13 protein-coding genes are annotated in these 13286 nt (G+C 49.5%); 10 read left to right on the plus strand and 3 right to left on the minus strand.

Translation table 11 applies throughout. From position 1 onward, the window contains the following. Window positions 1–98 precede the first annotated feature (98 nt). The 5 genes from B153_RS0120940 (at window position 99) to B153_RS0120965 (ending at window position 4859) form a co-directional block, all read left to right on the plus strand. On the plus strand, window positions 99–1187 hold the full coding sequence (locus B153_RS0120940) for a sensor histidine kinase (protein WP_020598702.1): 1089 nt from the start codon (window positions 99–101) through the stop codon (window positions 1185–1187). A 91-nt stretch (window positions 1188–1278) separates the two neighbouring features. Continuing rightward, entirely contained in the window at window positions 1279–2013 is a 735-nt protein-coding gene (locus tag B153_RS0120945) for a LytR/AlgR family response regulator transcription factor (RefSeq protein WP_020598703.1), read from the plus strand. Window positions 2014–2096: 83 nt separating this feature from the next. Then, entirely contained in the window at window positions 2097–2894 is a 798-nt protein-coding gene (locus tag B153_RS0120955) for a DUF3298 and DUF4163 domain-containing protein (RefSeq protein ID WP_020598704.1), read from the plus strand. Window positions 2895–3036: 142 nt separating this feature from the next. Continuing rightward, window positions 3037–4575 carry a hypothetical protein gene (locus tag B153_RS0120960; protein WP_020598705.1) on the plus strand — a complete coding sequence of 513 codons (1539 nt, stop codon included), beginning with the start codon at window positions 3037–3039 and terminating at the stop codon, window positions 4573–4575. Further along, window positions 4572–4859, plus strand: coding sequence for a hypothetical protein (locus B153_RS0120965; protein WP_020598706.1), 288 nt, complete (start codon window positions 4572–4574; stop codon window positions 4857–4859). The genes B153_RS0120960 and B153_RS0120965 overlap by 4 nt, the downstream gene beginning before the upstream one ends. Window positions 4860–4887: 28 nt before the next feature. Here the strand turns inward: B153_RS0120965 and B153_RS0120970 are convergent, their stop codons facing one another. Then, entirely contained in the window at window positions 4888–6324 is a 1437-nt protein-coding gene (locus B153_RS0120970) for a glycosyltransferase (protein WP_020598707.1), read from the minus strand. A gap of 140 nt (window positions 6325–6464) precedes the next feature. Between B153_RS0120970 and B153_RS0120975 the strand changes: the two genes are divergently transcribed. Continuing rightward, entirely contained in the window at window positions 6465–8003 is a 1539-nt protein-coding gene (locus B153_RS0120975; protein WP_026262327.1) for a glycosyltransferase family protein, read from the plus strand. Between the two features lie 19 nt (window positions 8004–8022). Here B153_RS0120975 and B153_RS0120980 read toward each other — a convergent pair whose 3' ends face one another. Then, entirely contained in the window at window positions 8023–8505 is a 483-nt protein-coding gene (locus tag B153_RS0120980; protein WP_020598709.1) for a group II truncated hemoglobin, read from the minus strand. A 119-nt stretch (window positions 8506–8624) separates the two neighbouring features. After that, on the minus strand, window positions 8625–9761 hold the full coding sequence (gene ald, locus B153_RS0120985) for an alanine dehydrogenase (protein WP_020598710.1): 1137 nt from the start codon (window positions 9759–9761) through the stop codon (window positions 8625–8627). Window positions 9762–9933: 172 nt separating this feature from the next. On the opposite strand from ald, the gene B153_RS0120990 reads away from it, so the two are divergent. The 4 genes from B153_RS0120990 to B153_RS0121005 all read left to right on the plus strand — a co-directional run bounded on the left by B153_RS0120990 (window position 9934) and on the right by B153_RS0121005 (window position 13278). Beyond that, window positions 9934–10395, plus strand: coding sequence for an Lrp/AsnC family transcriptional regulator (locus B153_RS0120990; protein ID WP_020598711.1), 462 nt, complete (start codon window positions 9934–9936; stop codon window positions 10393–10395). 91 nt (window positions 10396–10486) lie between these two features. Then, the gene (locus B153_RS35570; protein WP_020598712.1) at window positions 10487–11203 is read left to right on the plus strand and encodes a DsbA family oxidoreductase; all 717 of its coding nucleotides are present in this window, start codon (window positions 10487–10489) and stop codon (window positions 11201–11203) included. Window positions 11204–11387: 184 nt separating this feature from the next. Continuing rightward, window positions 11388–12350 (plus strand): Kelch repeat-containing protein, encoded by a 963-nt coding sequence (locus B153_RS0121000; protein ID WP_020598713.1) that lies wholly within the window; start codon window positions 11388–11390, stop codon window positions 12348–12350. Window positions 12351–12381: 31 nt separating this feature from the next. After that, window positions 12382–13278 carry a 3-keto-disaccharide hydrolase gene (locus B153_RS0121005; RefSeq protein ID WP_020598714.1) on the plus strand — a complete coding sequence of 299 codons (897 nt, stop codon included), beginning with the start codon at window positions 12382–12384 and terminating at the stop codon, window positions 13276–13278. Window positions 13279–13286: the final 8 nt, after the last annotated feature.

A 13286-nucleotide genomic window follows, 5' to 3' on the forward strand; every position in this document is an offset into this window, starting at 1 on the left:
CCACGTATATTTCCATTAATAATTGCCGGAAACCAATTCTGTTCCGAAACGCGTATATTCGTTTATAGTCCAGTGATCAGCGGAAAAATGAAGTGAGCATGTCGAAGCAGAAAATATATTGGTATTGTCAGCTATTTGGCTGGTCTCTCCTGATGACAGTGGAGTATACGGCTTATCTGCTGCAAGACGGTTTCGACCCGGATGCACTATATCTGGCAATTGCTAATATTTTCCTGGGCATTACGCTTACTCACCTATACCGGCTGATGATCCGACACTGGAATTGGGTACGGCTGCCTTTCTTTCAGTTAGCTCCGCGTGTTCTCTTGTCTGTTTTTGTGCTCGCCCTAATTATGACGATGGTCAATCTGCCAATGGATCGACTCATCGTTCCTCAGCACCTAGTCGATGAACCCTGGCTAGTTATCGGTTACATTATGACGTGGGGAAAAACGATGCTGACCTGGGTGCTTACCTACACGGCTTTTCACTATGTTGAGCAAAATCGGAACGACGAAATTGAGAAGCTTTTACTGAAAACCAGCGTGCGCGAAACTGAAGCTAAAGTGCTGCGCTCGCAGTTGAACCCGCACTTTGTGTTCAATGCCCTGAACAGCATCCGGGCGCTGGTGTTTGAAAACCCAACCAAAGCCCAGCAGGGTATTACCCAGTTGTCCAATTTACTGCGCAACTCATTGCTTGCCGACCGACGAAAGACCGTCGAATTACGCGAAGAGATCAAAACGGTAGAGGATTATTTATCGCTCGAAAAAGTTCGCTACGAAGATCGGCTTACCTCCTATATTGAACTCGACAACCGGACGCTCTTCTGGCAGGTTCCCCCCATGATGCTTCAAACGCTGGTCGAAAACGCGATCAAGCATGGGGTTTCAAAAGCCGTTGGCGGTGGATTCATCGACATTCGGTCGGGCCTTGAAAGCGACAAGTTGCACATTACCATTCGAAACACCGGCATTTTGGGTGATAAAGAAGCGTCGGGTGGTTTCGGACTGGCCAATACGGCCCAGCGACTTGATTTACTATACGGACCCGAAGCAAAATTCAAGATCTATCAGGAAAACGATACCCGTGGCGACGGGCCCATCGTGTGTGCCGAAATTACCATCCCTGCCCAGTCGGAGGGTATGTTCCGACGTGAAAAACAGTCCTTGGGAGCGAGGAGTTAAGAGCGAGGAGTGAGAATCCATCCGGCAGCAATTTTCTTGCGCCAGCATTCTCACTCCTCACTCCTCGCTCCTAACTCCTACCCTCGAAACTATGAAGACCCTTATTATTGACGACGAGCGTTTAGCCCGCAACGAACTCCGCAGGCTTCTCGAAAACTTCCCTAAAATTCAGATTATCGGTGAGGCTGCCAACGCGGATGAAGCCTTACCCATGATCGAAGAGCTGGAACCAGAACTTCTGTTTCTGGATATTCAGATGCCCGGAAAAAATGGCTTTGAGCTACTGCAATCCATAGAAGGCAAAACTCCCGAAGTGATTTTCACGACGGCCTATGATGAATACGCCATTAAAGCGTTCGAATTCAATGCCCTCGACTATCTACTCAAACCTGTCGAACTGTCCCGGCTGTCGGAAGCCATCCATCGGGTAGAGGAAGAACAGCACATACCTGAGGCAACGGGCCAATCGGCCGGGGCATCTACAAAAATTCTGGGCGAAAATGACCAGGTCTTTGTAAAAGATGGCGAGAAATGCTGGTTTGTCAAACTGGGTAAAGTACGGCTATTCGAATCGATGGGCAACTACGTCCGTCTTTATTTCGACGACCAGAAACCCCTGGTTCTCAAATCCTTAAATGCGCTCGAAGACCGGCTCAACCCTACTACGTTTTTCCGGGCCAATCGTAAACACATTATCAATCTCCAGTGGATTGAGAAAATCGAACCCTGGTTTAGTGGCGGATTGCTGGTCACGTTACGCGGGGGCGATAAAATCGAAATTAGCCGTCGACAGGCTATTCGGTTTAAAGATTTATTAAGTTTGTAATAGCAGCTACCTGAACGTGAATGGCTTTTCGATAAACCAGGTACAGATTCATAGCTGCTTCCTCGATTAGCCATTGACGCTTCATGAAGTATATACATATCGTTTTACTGGCAGGTTTAGCCAGCACGTTTGCCGCTTGCCATACCTCTCAGAACGACCCTCCGGTATTAGATCGTCAGCAGTATACACTGGGAAGCCCTACCCCCTGCGATACCACAACCAACACGGGTGTAGATGTATCGGTGTCGTACATCCAGTTGAAAGATGATACCGAAGGGGCTCGTAAAATCAACGACAGTTTACGACTGCTAGCGGTCAACAGTGTGGTCAATTGGCTCGATAGTGCCACCATCGCCAGCCACCCCGACGTACGTAATAACCTGGCTAAAGCCGCATCACTTTTTGCCAAAGACTATGAAGTGATGCGGAAGGATATGGGAAGCCTGGGCGGGTGCTGGGAATTGGAAACCAGCGCCGACACAATGCATGTGGGACCCAAATCCTTAACGGTCAGGGTCGAAACAAGGGCATACACAGGCGGAGCCCACCCAAACTCGAATCTTTCCTTTTATACATTTGACCGGGAAACGGGGCGGGTGCTTACGTTAAACGATATGATTGCCGACACTTCTGCCCTGCTTGGGGTTCTGGAATCAGCCTTTCGGCAGCAGCAACACCTGTTGCCACAGACTAATCTGGAAGAACAGGGCTATTTTTTGCGCGATGGTCGCTTTTTCTTACCTGCCAATGTGGGTACCAGCCGGGAAGGGATGGTTTTCTATTACAATCCATACGAAATTGCGGCCTACGCTGTCGGACCTATTGAGGTGACTGTTCCGTACGAAAAACTGAACGGTATTCTGCGCGACGACTGGCAATAAATCAGCTCGTCAAATGCCACCGTTTGATTCCCCTCCTATCATCCGGCTATCAGGTGTGCAGGTCAATTAGCGCTATAATTCTCTATTTTTGCCTTTTACAACGAGTCGTGCCCCATGCGATGGAAGCTCGTTTCCGTACTGTATGAGACCAAACTGGATTGGCCCCGTAGCCCTCAGTAGCCTTGTTTTACTCTTCTTTTTCTGCTTCAAAGTCGTTCGATTTCAGGCGTTGTATTATACGTACAACGATATGTACATTTTCCTCCAGGAGTCGTATAGCTGGATGAATGGACGCCCTGTTTTGTACGAAAATATCTGGGGCTACGATGATCGGATTCATAATAACTACAGTATGCTCCTCTGGGGGCCTCTCATCTATATCTGGGGGGCTTATGGCGCTTTTTTCGTTCAGTTTGGTCTCACACTACTCAGTTACCTGTTACTCCTGCGGCACCTGGCTATTCGGTTGGCCAACTGGGCTATGTGGCTGATACTGGCCGTACTCCTGCTGGGGCCGGTCTGGTTCTGGTTCTATGAACACCCCAATATTGGCTGGCATCCCGAATTAACGTACTTCCCGCTGTCGATTCTTTTCCTTTTAGCTTTACTTCACGCACACACAGGCTGGTTCCTGGTAACGGCCTTACTTCTCGTTCTGGTAAAAGAGGACGGGGCTTTATTGGCCGGATCCATTCACCTGGCATTCCTGTGCCTTCAGTATCTGGTCACGAACCGACAGCAGTCAGTATTTGGTATTCTGCAGAAGCGCTGGTTTTGGCTGGTTCTTGGCGCATGGGCCATGCTGTTTATAGCTGGTATGGCCTTTTTATCGTTTAAAAACCATGCGGCAGAGCCTGAACCTCGTCTGCAACAGGCCCTCAATGCCATACGCACTGGCTTAAGTTCCCGTGCGTTTATTAATACCAATCTGCTGTTGCTTATCCAGACCCTATTGCTTCTGGCGCCCCCAATTGGCTTACTGAAATACGGTTTATATCGACTGGGCTGGCATCAGGCTGGTAGTATTTTGCTGGTATATAGTGCAGCCTTGCTGGCTATTCTGCTATCGAACTGGGTGCAGGGGGCCACGTATTACGGAACCAACGCCCTCTTCGATCTGGTGTCGCTGACCTGGCCGCCCCGCTTCGTGCTGGTTTATGCCTTTTCGACTGTTTATACAATTGGTTTCTGGGTACTGTACAAACCCGACCAAGTGCCCATACTGCGCTGGCAGCCCATACGAATTGGCCTTCTGCTGTTCTTTGTTCAACTGCCAATCGTACAATATGCCCGGCCCGATTTCCGGTTGTTGCCTATATTCTACGACCGTTTTACGCACCGTTTCGACCCGCAAAAAGAGCCTTTGCTCCCAGAAACCGAGGTGGCTGTTATCGAGAAGCTGGCCCAAACGCTCCCCCCCCACTCCAACGTATTTGTCTTTGATTATCTGGTTCCCCTATTTCACAAACATTACAACATCTGGCCTACTGAAAACCAGTGGGAAAATGCGGATCTTGCGGTTATTCCGACCAATGATTTTCAAAAACTGAGCGAGCGTTTGCCAAGGGTCATGAAACGCCCTTACAAACCCATCCGGCTCAGTACGTATACGCTTTATGTGACCCCGGCCTACGAACCTTACATTAACGCAGTACTTACCCCTAACGCCAACCCAAAATGACGTTCGATCAATTTACAGCGACGCTTACCGAACCACAACCTCCAACCCAGTTGCACCCGGTTTTACAAGGGCTCTGGTACGATGCCAAAGGCGATTGGGAGCAAGCCCATTCGATAGCCCAGAGCCGTGAAGGCACCCAATCGTACGACCGACTGCATGCGTATCTTCACCGAAAAGAGGGCGACCGCTTTAATGCCAATTACTGGTATCGACGGGCGGGGGCTTCGTTTTTCTCAGGTACGCTGGATGAAGAATGGGCCGTACTCGTCCAACAAAATCTATAAACAGGCTGACTCGACTGCGTTCAGGTCCTTAAACGAATTTGATTTTGTTTAGGGCGAAGAAAGTCATCTTCAGCAGAAGCCAGCCATGCTTAAACCGCGAAATATTGGTTTCGCCGTAGGTACGGGCTCGGTATCGAATCGGAATTTCGACAAACTTGAGGTTTAGCTTGGCCGATCCAAAAATAAGGTCAAAGTCGCCAAAGGGGTCAAAATCACCAAAATAGGCCCGGTTAGCACTTAATCGCTTATAGTTAGCCCGCGTAAGTACTTTGGTACCACAGAGGGTATCTTTGATACGCTGGTTGAGTAGCCAGGAGAAGGCAATGGAAAAGAATTTGTTGCCAATCAGGTTCAGCGTACGCATGGCTTCTTTCTCCATTGGATACACCAGACGGGTACCGTTGATGTACTCGCCCTTACCGTTGGCGATGGCTTCGTAAAACTTGGGAAGATCTTCGGGAGGTACAGTCATATCGGCATCCAGGATCATCAGGATGTCGCCCGTAGCCATGCCAAATCCTTTCCGAACCGCATCGCCTTTGCCTTTACCCTCCTGCTGCACGCACTTGATGTCATACTCAGCGCTGTATTTGGCGGTTATCCGCTGAATTTCGGACCAGGTATCGTCTGTTGAGTTACCTTCCACAAAAATCAACTCCGTATGGCTTCCCATAGCGGGCAGTCGCTGTACAATGGTTTCAATATTTCCTTTTTCGTTACGGGCTGGCACAATGACACTTACCGATGGCAAATTAGCCGATTTGTGGGCCTGCATCGAGCGGGCCACCATAAACGTGCACAAGCCGAGCCGATTGAAAAGAGGAAGATTCGCAATATACTTGTTGAGCAGCCCGGAAAGCAGGGGGATGTATCGGGGCATCAAAAACTTACGTCCTTCCCGAACCACATCAAACCCAGTGACATCGAGCAGATTTTCGATATCGCCCCGGTCGAGCCAGTTTTGACGATGTTCCGGCATTTTAAGCCCAATGGCTTCAGCCACCGACAGTACGGGCGTCCAGAGTTGATTTCGATAGGTAATGATGATGCGCGTATCGGCATGACAAACGTGATGCAGTTGATTAAAAACCTGCTGAACGTCATCAAAATAACCGATGGTATCGGAGATAACGATAAAGTCAAATACCAAACCATCCAGATCCAATTGCTTGGCATCGATGGCGCGTAAATCCAGATTTGGGTACTTTTGCTGACCGTAGTGAATGAGTTCTGCAGAGCTATCAATCCCTACTCCATGAGCGGGCTGCAACTGATTCAATACATAGCCCGTTCCACAGCCTATTTCCAGGATTGATTGGTTGGCGGGGATGTTATATCTCAGAAAATTTACTAAAATGCGATAATAATAGCTGTTTCGCTTAATCCAATGTTCCCGCTTAGAACCTTGTAAGTCTGATAGAGTACTATTTACCGGAAGATCTTCAACATGCCTGAATTCACTCATACTATTACGTCAGGAAGCGGCTAATTATAGGGGGTTAGCGTTAAAAGACAAAAATCATGTGCATTCCTAAGCACAAATAAAGTTATTTTATTTTTCAGTCACTCATACTGAGTCGCTTTTTTACCATATAGTCCTAATTCATGATGCCTAAAACCAACAGGCTATTCCTCCTTGCATGTACCGCAGGTTTACTCTTTTTCGCGTTCAAACTGGTTCGATTTCAGACCCTCGGCTATACCTTCAACGACATGTATGCCTTTATCCAGATGTCGTGTAGTTATATGGACGGGCGACCCTTCATGTACGACAACATCTGGGGATTTCACCATCGTATCCACAACTATTATACAGTACTCTTTTGGGGACCTCTTTGCTACCTGTGGGGCGCCTATGGTTTATTTGCCATACAGGCGTTACTCCTGACCATCAGTTACACACTGGTATACAAGCGCTTACAGGAACGGCAGGTTCCGGCCTGGGCCCGGCAGGGATTGCTTCTCGTGATTCTGCTCGGCCCGGTAGCCTTCTGGCTCAACGACCATCCTAATATTGGCTGGCATACCGAACTGACCTACTTACCCTTTGCTCTGTTCTTTATTCTGGCCCTGACGAGTCGGTCGGCCTCCCGGCCGTACTGGGTTATCAGTACGGGTCTACTTTTAGTATTGATAAAAGAAGATGGAGCCGTAGTAGCCGCATTGATCCACCTGGGTTGGCTGGCCCTAACCTTCCGGAAGGAATCTGACCGACCGTTGCTACAGCTGTTAAGTCAGGGCGCATTCTGGCGCATTGTCGGTACCTGGATAGCCATTTTTCTGCTCGGTATGTTTTGGCTATCCTGGAAAAATCACGCAGCCAAACCAGAACCACGCCTTCAACAGGCCCTGGCTTTATTGACTCAAAACGTTACGACAAAGGCGTTCTGGAAAGAAATGCTGTTCTTACTGGGGGCCGTTATTGTATTGCTACTGCCAGCCGTGGGATTTCTGGCTTTACTGGCACGGCAACAAAGCGCCAGAGTAGTCTGGAGTTGGCTGACGATAGCCGGAGTTGGTCTGATCGCATTAACAGCGCTGAACTTCGTACAAAGTGTGTTGTATTACGGCCAGCCTCTATTTTATCTGGTATCGCTGACCTGGCCTCCCCGGTTTATACTGGTTTGGTCGTTTGTGGCTGCTTTCCTGATCGCCTGCTCGCTCATTTTTAATGACCGACTGCCGGTCCGGGCCACTTCAGGGACAACAATAGCCCTGGTGGGATTGTGGCTCTTCCAAATTCCTATTGTATACATAGCGCGTCCTGATATCCCTCCTCTGAAAGATTGGGTAAGCCTGATTCGCTATCGACCCGCAAAAGACAAAAATCCAACCCTCATCCAGTCGGCTGATTTGGCAGCTATTAAGTGCATAGCCGCTCAGCTCCCCCCCCGGTCCAGTGTGTTTGCGTTCGATTATGTAATGCCTTTTTTTCATCGACACTATGGGATATGGCCCACAGGCAATGCCTACCGTCCTGCCGATATAGCCATCATTCCAACCACTGATCCTCAGCATTTAGCTCAGACGTCGGCCATGCCAAAAGCAGACACTACATTCCGGCTGAATGCCTATACGATTTATACCAGCCGCGCTTATGCTCGTTACGTCGGCTCATGCCTACCCGATACGGGCTCAAAATAATAGCGTGACTCGTTAAACATTAGGGAACATAAGGACCGCCTGTTTCACCCCATCCCCAGGTTGGCATAGGCGCGTCCAATTCCTCTTGTATCGAATCAGCGTTTGAATTGATGACGGCTAACCGGGAGCCCCACTCCAGGTAACCAACCAAGGCCGAACGGAACTCTGGATCATCGGGCATGCCAATGGAATCGGCCGTATCCAGGATCAGTTCAATCCAGCGCCGACGCTGGAGTTCAGTCAGGTGTCGCCCCAAATGTTTGCGAATCATCTGGAAGTGGCTTCCTCCTTCGGCGCTATACCGGGCAGGGCCACGAAACACTTCGGCGATAAAATGGGCTACATGCTGGGAATGTTCGGGCGCCATGTGTCGGAATACCGGCTCAAGGATCGAATCCTGTCGAACACGCTGATAAAAGAGATTGGTCCAGACTTCAAAGTTTTCCATACCGCCTACCCACTCATATAAAGTAGGGACGGAGCCTTTCGGTTGAGTTTCCATATAGCGTTTGCTCAGTTGCTTAAATTCGACTGTTTTCAGAAATAGCGTCCTGGCAAATTACAAAAAAAGGCCACACCCCGAAGAGTGCGGCCTGCGTCTGTCGATGAATTAGTAATATCTTAATGCGTTAGTTCTTCTTCTGTAATCAGTACCGAGCTTACATCGGTCAGAGGCAATCCAAACGCTTCGGCTACTCCTTTGTAGACCACTTTGCCTTCTACAACGTTCAATCCCAGTTTGAGGTCAGCATTGTCGCGGCAGGCTTGCTGCCAGCCCTTGTTGGCCAGTTGAATGGCATACGGCAAGGTTGCATTGGTCAACGCAACCGTGCTGGTATACGGAACAGCACCCGGCATATTGGCCACGCAATAATGCACTACACCGTCGATCACGTAGGTCGGATTTTCGTGCGTTGTGGGGTGGCAGGTCTCGATACAACCGCCCTGATCAACCGCTACATCGACCAGTACCGTACCCGGCCGCATTTGCTTCAGCATTTCGCGGGTAATCAGGTGTGGCGCTTTTGCGCCCGGAATCAATACGGCCCCAACAATCAGATCACAGACTTTGATCATCTCCCGAATGTTGTATTCGTTCGACATCATGGTCTGCACATTTGGGGGCATAATATCCGACAGATACCGCAACCGGGGCAGACTAACATCCATAATGGTTACGTGCGCTCCCAGACCGGCGGCCATCTTAGCTGCCTGTGTACCAACGATACCACCGCCCAGTATCAGGACATTGGCGGGTTTTACACCCGGTACACCACCGAGCAGAATGCCCCGGCCTTTCATTGGTTTTTCGAGGTACTTGGCTCCCTCCTGAATGGCCATACGACCCGCTACTTCCGACATGGGCACCAGCAACGGAAGGCTCCGGTCAGGGCGTTCGACGGTTTCGTAAGCCAGGCAAACGGCACCTTTCGCCAGCATGGCCTGGGTCAGCTCTTCCGACGAAGCAAAGTGGAAATACGTGAACAGCAGTTGATTTTCTTTAATCAGGTCGTACTCAGGAGCGATTGGCTCCTTAACCTTCATGATCATCTCCGCAATACCGTACACCTCTTCGATGGTCGGCAACATCACTGCACCAGCCGCTATATATTCCTCATCTTCAAAACCACTTCCCTCGCCCGCATTCACCTGCACATACACAGTATGTCCATGTTTACGGAGTTCGGTAACACCAGCCGGTGTAAGCGCAACGCGATTCTCGTTGTTTTTGATTTCTTTAGGAACACCAATGACCATAGCGGCTTAAATGAATGTTTGTTGTACGTCGATACCACAAAGGTAAAGGAGCTATAAACGTTTTCTAGTGGTTTTTATTTTTTCAGGAAAACAGGCATTACCTTTATGTGTTTATAGGAATATTTCCTATAAAGAAAATAAATCAGGAACTGTTGCCGTAAAAATTCCGCTTATGGCTCTCGTTGACGCTACTGACCGAAAAATCCTGGACTTACTGCAACAGGACGCCCATCTGACCATTCAGGATATTGGCCGGAAGATCAATCTGTCTAAAACGCCCGTCCATGAACGCATCAAACGGCTCGAGCGTGAGGGCGTTATTGAGCGTTATGTGACCCTGGTAGACAAAAAAAAACTGGGTAATTCGCTTATGGTCTATTGCCAGGTAACCCTCGACCGACAGACCCGCGATGCATTTACCGCGTTTGAAGTCGATGTACGCGAACTACCCGAAGTCCTCGAATGCAATCGGGTATCGGGTACATTCGACTACCTGATCAAGATCATCAGCCAGGATATGGACACGTATAACCATTTTTATCAGGAAAAATTATCGGTCATCCCCGGCACCCTGCACATCAGCAGCTTCTTTGTGATGTCGGAAATCAAGAATTCGACCCTTGTTCCTGTGTAACCGCTTGTCGGCCTTCCACAGAAATCAACCTGGTTCAGGAAGGAATTCGGGGATTCTGGTGTTCTGTGACCGTACCAGAATATCCCACGATATGGAAATTGAAATTTGGAGTGATGTCATGTGTCCGTTTTGCTACATCGGCAAGCGGAAGTTTGAAGCTGGTTTAGCCCAATTTGCTCATAATACGGATGTCAACGTTGTCTGGAAAAGTTTTCAGCTTAATCCCGGCCTGAAAACCGACCCCTCTAAAAATGTAAACCAATACCTGGCCGATATAAAAGGCTGGAGCCTTCAGCAGGCCGAGCAAATGAACGACCGGGTAACCGATATGGCCCGCGAAGTAGGGCTGGAGTATCATTTCGATAAGGCCATTGTTGCCAATTCCTGGGATGCTCACCGACTCGTCCAGTTAGCGAAAACAAAGGGACTGGGCGACGCAGCCGAAGAGCGGTTGTTCCGGGCTTATTTTACCGAAGGGAAAAATACATCGGATCCTACCACCCTGATCGAACTCGGTACCGACATTGGTCTGGATGCCTCGGCGATTAGCCAGATGCTGACTTCCAATGCCTTTCATGATGAAGTAAATCACGACCTGTACGAAGCCCAGCAACTGGGCATACGAGGGGTTCCATTCTTTGTTTTGAATCGGAAATATGCCGTTTCGGGTGCACAGGCCCCTGAAACCTTTTTGGGTGCCCTGGAAACGGCCTGGGCTGAGTGGGAGCAACAACATCCCAAACTCACCGAAGTAGCCGCCAGTGAAGCCGCCTGCACGTCAGAAGATGGCTGCGTATTGCCTGATTAACTAACTGCCAATAACCACAGCGGCAGGGAGAATACAGTGCTTTCAGTTCAATATCGTTGTATCCTCCCTGCCGTTGTGGTTGATAAACGGTACTTCATAGGGCCCGGAATAGGAGAAAATTGGTGGTTTAGCCTTTTAAAACAGCATATCAATCCATCAGGTCCACTTATTTTTCCCCTCTTCTATGAAGATCGTGTTTGCGGGTAGTGTAGGTTTATTGTTGAGCAGTCTGGTACAGGCACAAAGCTGGCAGCCTGTTACCACTCAGAACAGTTGTTCGGCCCGTCATGAAAATGCAGCTACCCTCATTGGTGATAGCTTATACGCCGTTGGCGGGCGAGGCATTAAACCACTGGAAGCCCTGAACCTAAAAACACTGGTTTGGCAAACCCTACCGACGCCCCCCGTTGAAATGAATCACTTTCAGGCCATTACCTACAACGGCGAGCTTTATGTGATGGGGGCTTTTCAGGGGCAATACCCACACGAGACCCCTCTTCCCAACATCTACATATATAGCCCTAAGCAAGGCAAATGGCGGGTAGGGCCCGAAATCCCCAAAGATCGGTTACGGGGCTCGGCGGGGGTAGTGGTTTATAAAAACAAAATTTACATGGCCTGCGGCATCATTGATGGGCACTATGATGGGCATGTAGCCTGGCTGGACGAATACGACCCCAAAACCAATACCTGGAAAAAACTGACCGATGCGCCCCGCACTCGCGACCACATCAGCGCAGCCGTTGTCGACGACAGACTTTATCTGGCAGGAGGGCGCAATTCAACCGCCCGGATCAATAAAGTACTGGAAACGACCATCGCTGAAGTGGATGTCTACGATTTTAAAACCGGACGATGGAGCACGCTACCTTCCAGCTCGAACATTCCGACCCAACGCGCGGGTGGCACTGCCGTCACCCAGGGCGGTAAGGTCTGGATCATTGGGGGCGAAACAGTCCAATTGAAAGCGCACAACGAAGCCGAAGCCCTCGACCCTAAAACCAACACCTGGACATCCGGCCCCCGACTTAACCAGGGGCGTCATGGTACGCAGGCTGTTGTATATAAAGAGAACATCTACATTGTAGCCGGATCGGCCAATCACGGCGGTGGACCCGAGCTAAATACAGTGGAGGTGTTAAAATAGTTGGCTATCTGAACGGTTAAAACCCCTACTTATGAAACAAGTTGTACTCATAGTAACAGGTCTGTTTATCACACTTTCCTCACTGGCGCAGTCTGCAGCCAATCGGGAAGAATGGGTTCGGATTTTCAATGGCAAAGATCTCACGGGCTGGGACATCAAGATTGCCGGACAGCCCCTGAACGACAATTATAAAAATACCTTCCGCGTCGAAAACGGGATGCTACGGGTCATGTACGATCAGTATAAAACCTTCGACGGCAAATACGGACATATCTACTACAACAAACCTTACGCCTACTACCGGGTTCGTTTTTCGTATCGGTTTCTGGGCAAACAAACGCCGGGTGGCGACCCCTGGAATGTACGAAACAGCGGCATCATGCTCCATTCGCAATCGGCTCAGAGTCTATCGCTCAACCAGACGTTCCCGGTATCGCTCGAAATGCAGTTGCTCGGTGGGCTGGGCGATGGGCCACGTCATACAGGTAACCTTTGTACGCCCGGTACGCAGGTATACATGAGCGGCAAACTTCGGCCGGAGCACTGTACGGATTCTGACTCAAAAACCTACGATGGAGATCGATGGATAACGGCCGAAGCCATTGTATTAGGCGACTCGATCATTCATCATATTATCGAAGGCGATACGGTACTTACCTACGAACGGCCCCAGGTTGGTGGCGGGTTTGTGAGCAAAGATCATAACTGGGAAGCGGGCCGATTCGATAGCCAATCAGCAAACCACTGGACCAGTCTGGCCAATACCGCTCTTGGCGAAGGGTTCATTGCTTTACAGGCCGAAAGCCACGCCATCGACTTCCGCAACGTCGAAGTGCTGGATTTAAAAGGCTGCACCGATCCCAAAGCGGTCAACTATAAATCTTATTTTGTCAAGTCCGATAATAGCCGGTGCCGCTATAAAAAGTAGTGTTTCAG

It is taken from the genome of Spirosoma panaciterrae DSM 21099, assembly GCF_000374025.1.
Lineage (GTDB): Bacteria > Bacteroidota > Bacteroidia > Cytophagales > Spirosomataceae > Spirosoma > Spirosoma panaciterrae.

Coding starts and splice junctions, on each gene's coding strand:
- B153_RS0120975 (WP_026262327.1), top strand. CDS start 6,465: ATGATGCCTAAAACCAACAGGCTATTCCTCCTTGCATGTACCGCAGGT.
- ald (WP_020598710.1), bottom strand. CDS start 9,761: ATGGTCATTGGTGTTCCTAAAGAAATCAAAAACAACGAGAATCGCGTT.
- B153_RS0120955 (WP_020598704.1), top strand. CDS start 2,097: ATGAAGTATATACATATCGTTTTACTGGCAGGTTTAGCCAGCACGTTT.
- B153_RS35570 (WP_020598712.1), top strand. CDS start 10,487: ATGGAAATTGAAATTTGGAGTGATGTCATGTGTCCGTTTTGCTACATC.
- B153_RS0120960 (WP_020598705.1), top strand. CDS start 3,037: ATGAGACCAAACTGGATTGGCCCCGTAGCCCTCAGTAGCCTTGTTTTA.
- B153_RS0120965 (WP_020598706.1), top strand. CDS start 4,572: ATGACGTTCGATCAATTTACAGCGACGCTTACCGAACCACAACCTCCA.
- B153_RS0120945 (WP_020598703.1), top strand. CDS start 1,279: ATGAAGACCCTTATTATTGACGACGAGCGTTTAGCCCGCAACGAACTC.
- B153_RS0120990 (WP_020598711.1), top strand. CDS start 9,934: ATGGCTCTCGTTGACGCTACTGACCGAAAAATCCTGGACTTACTGCAA.
- B153_RS0121000 (WP_020598713.1), top strand. CDS start 11,388: ATGAAGATCGTGTTTGCGGGTAGTGTAGGTTTATTGTTGAGCAGTCTG.
- B153_RS0120940 (WP_020598702.1), top strand. CDS start 99: ATGTCGAAGCAGAAAATATATTGGTATTGTCAGCTATTTGGCTGGTCT.
- B153_RS0121005 (WP_020598714.1), top strand. CDS start 12,382: ATGAAACAAGTTGTACTCATAGTAACAGGTCTGTTTATCACACTTTCC.
- B153_RS0120970 (WP_020598707.1), bottom strand. CDS start 6,324: ATGAGTGAATTCAGGCATGTTGAAGATCTTCCGGTAAATAGTACTCTA.
- B153_RS0120980 (WP_020598709.1), bottom strand. CDS start 8,505: ATGGAAACTCAACCGAAAGGCTCCGTCCCTACTTTATATGAGTGGGTA.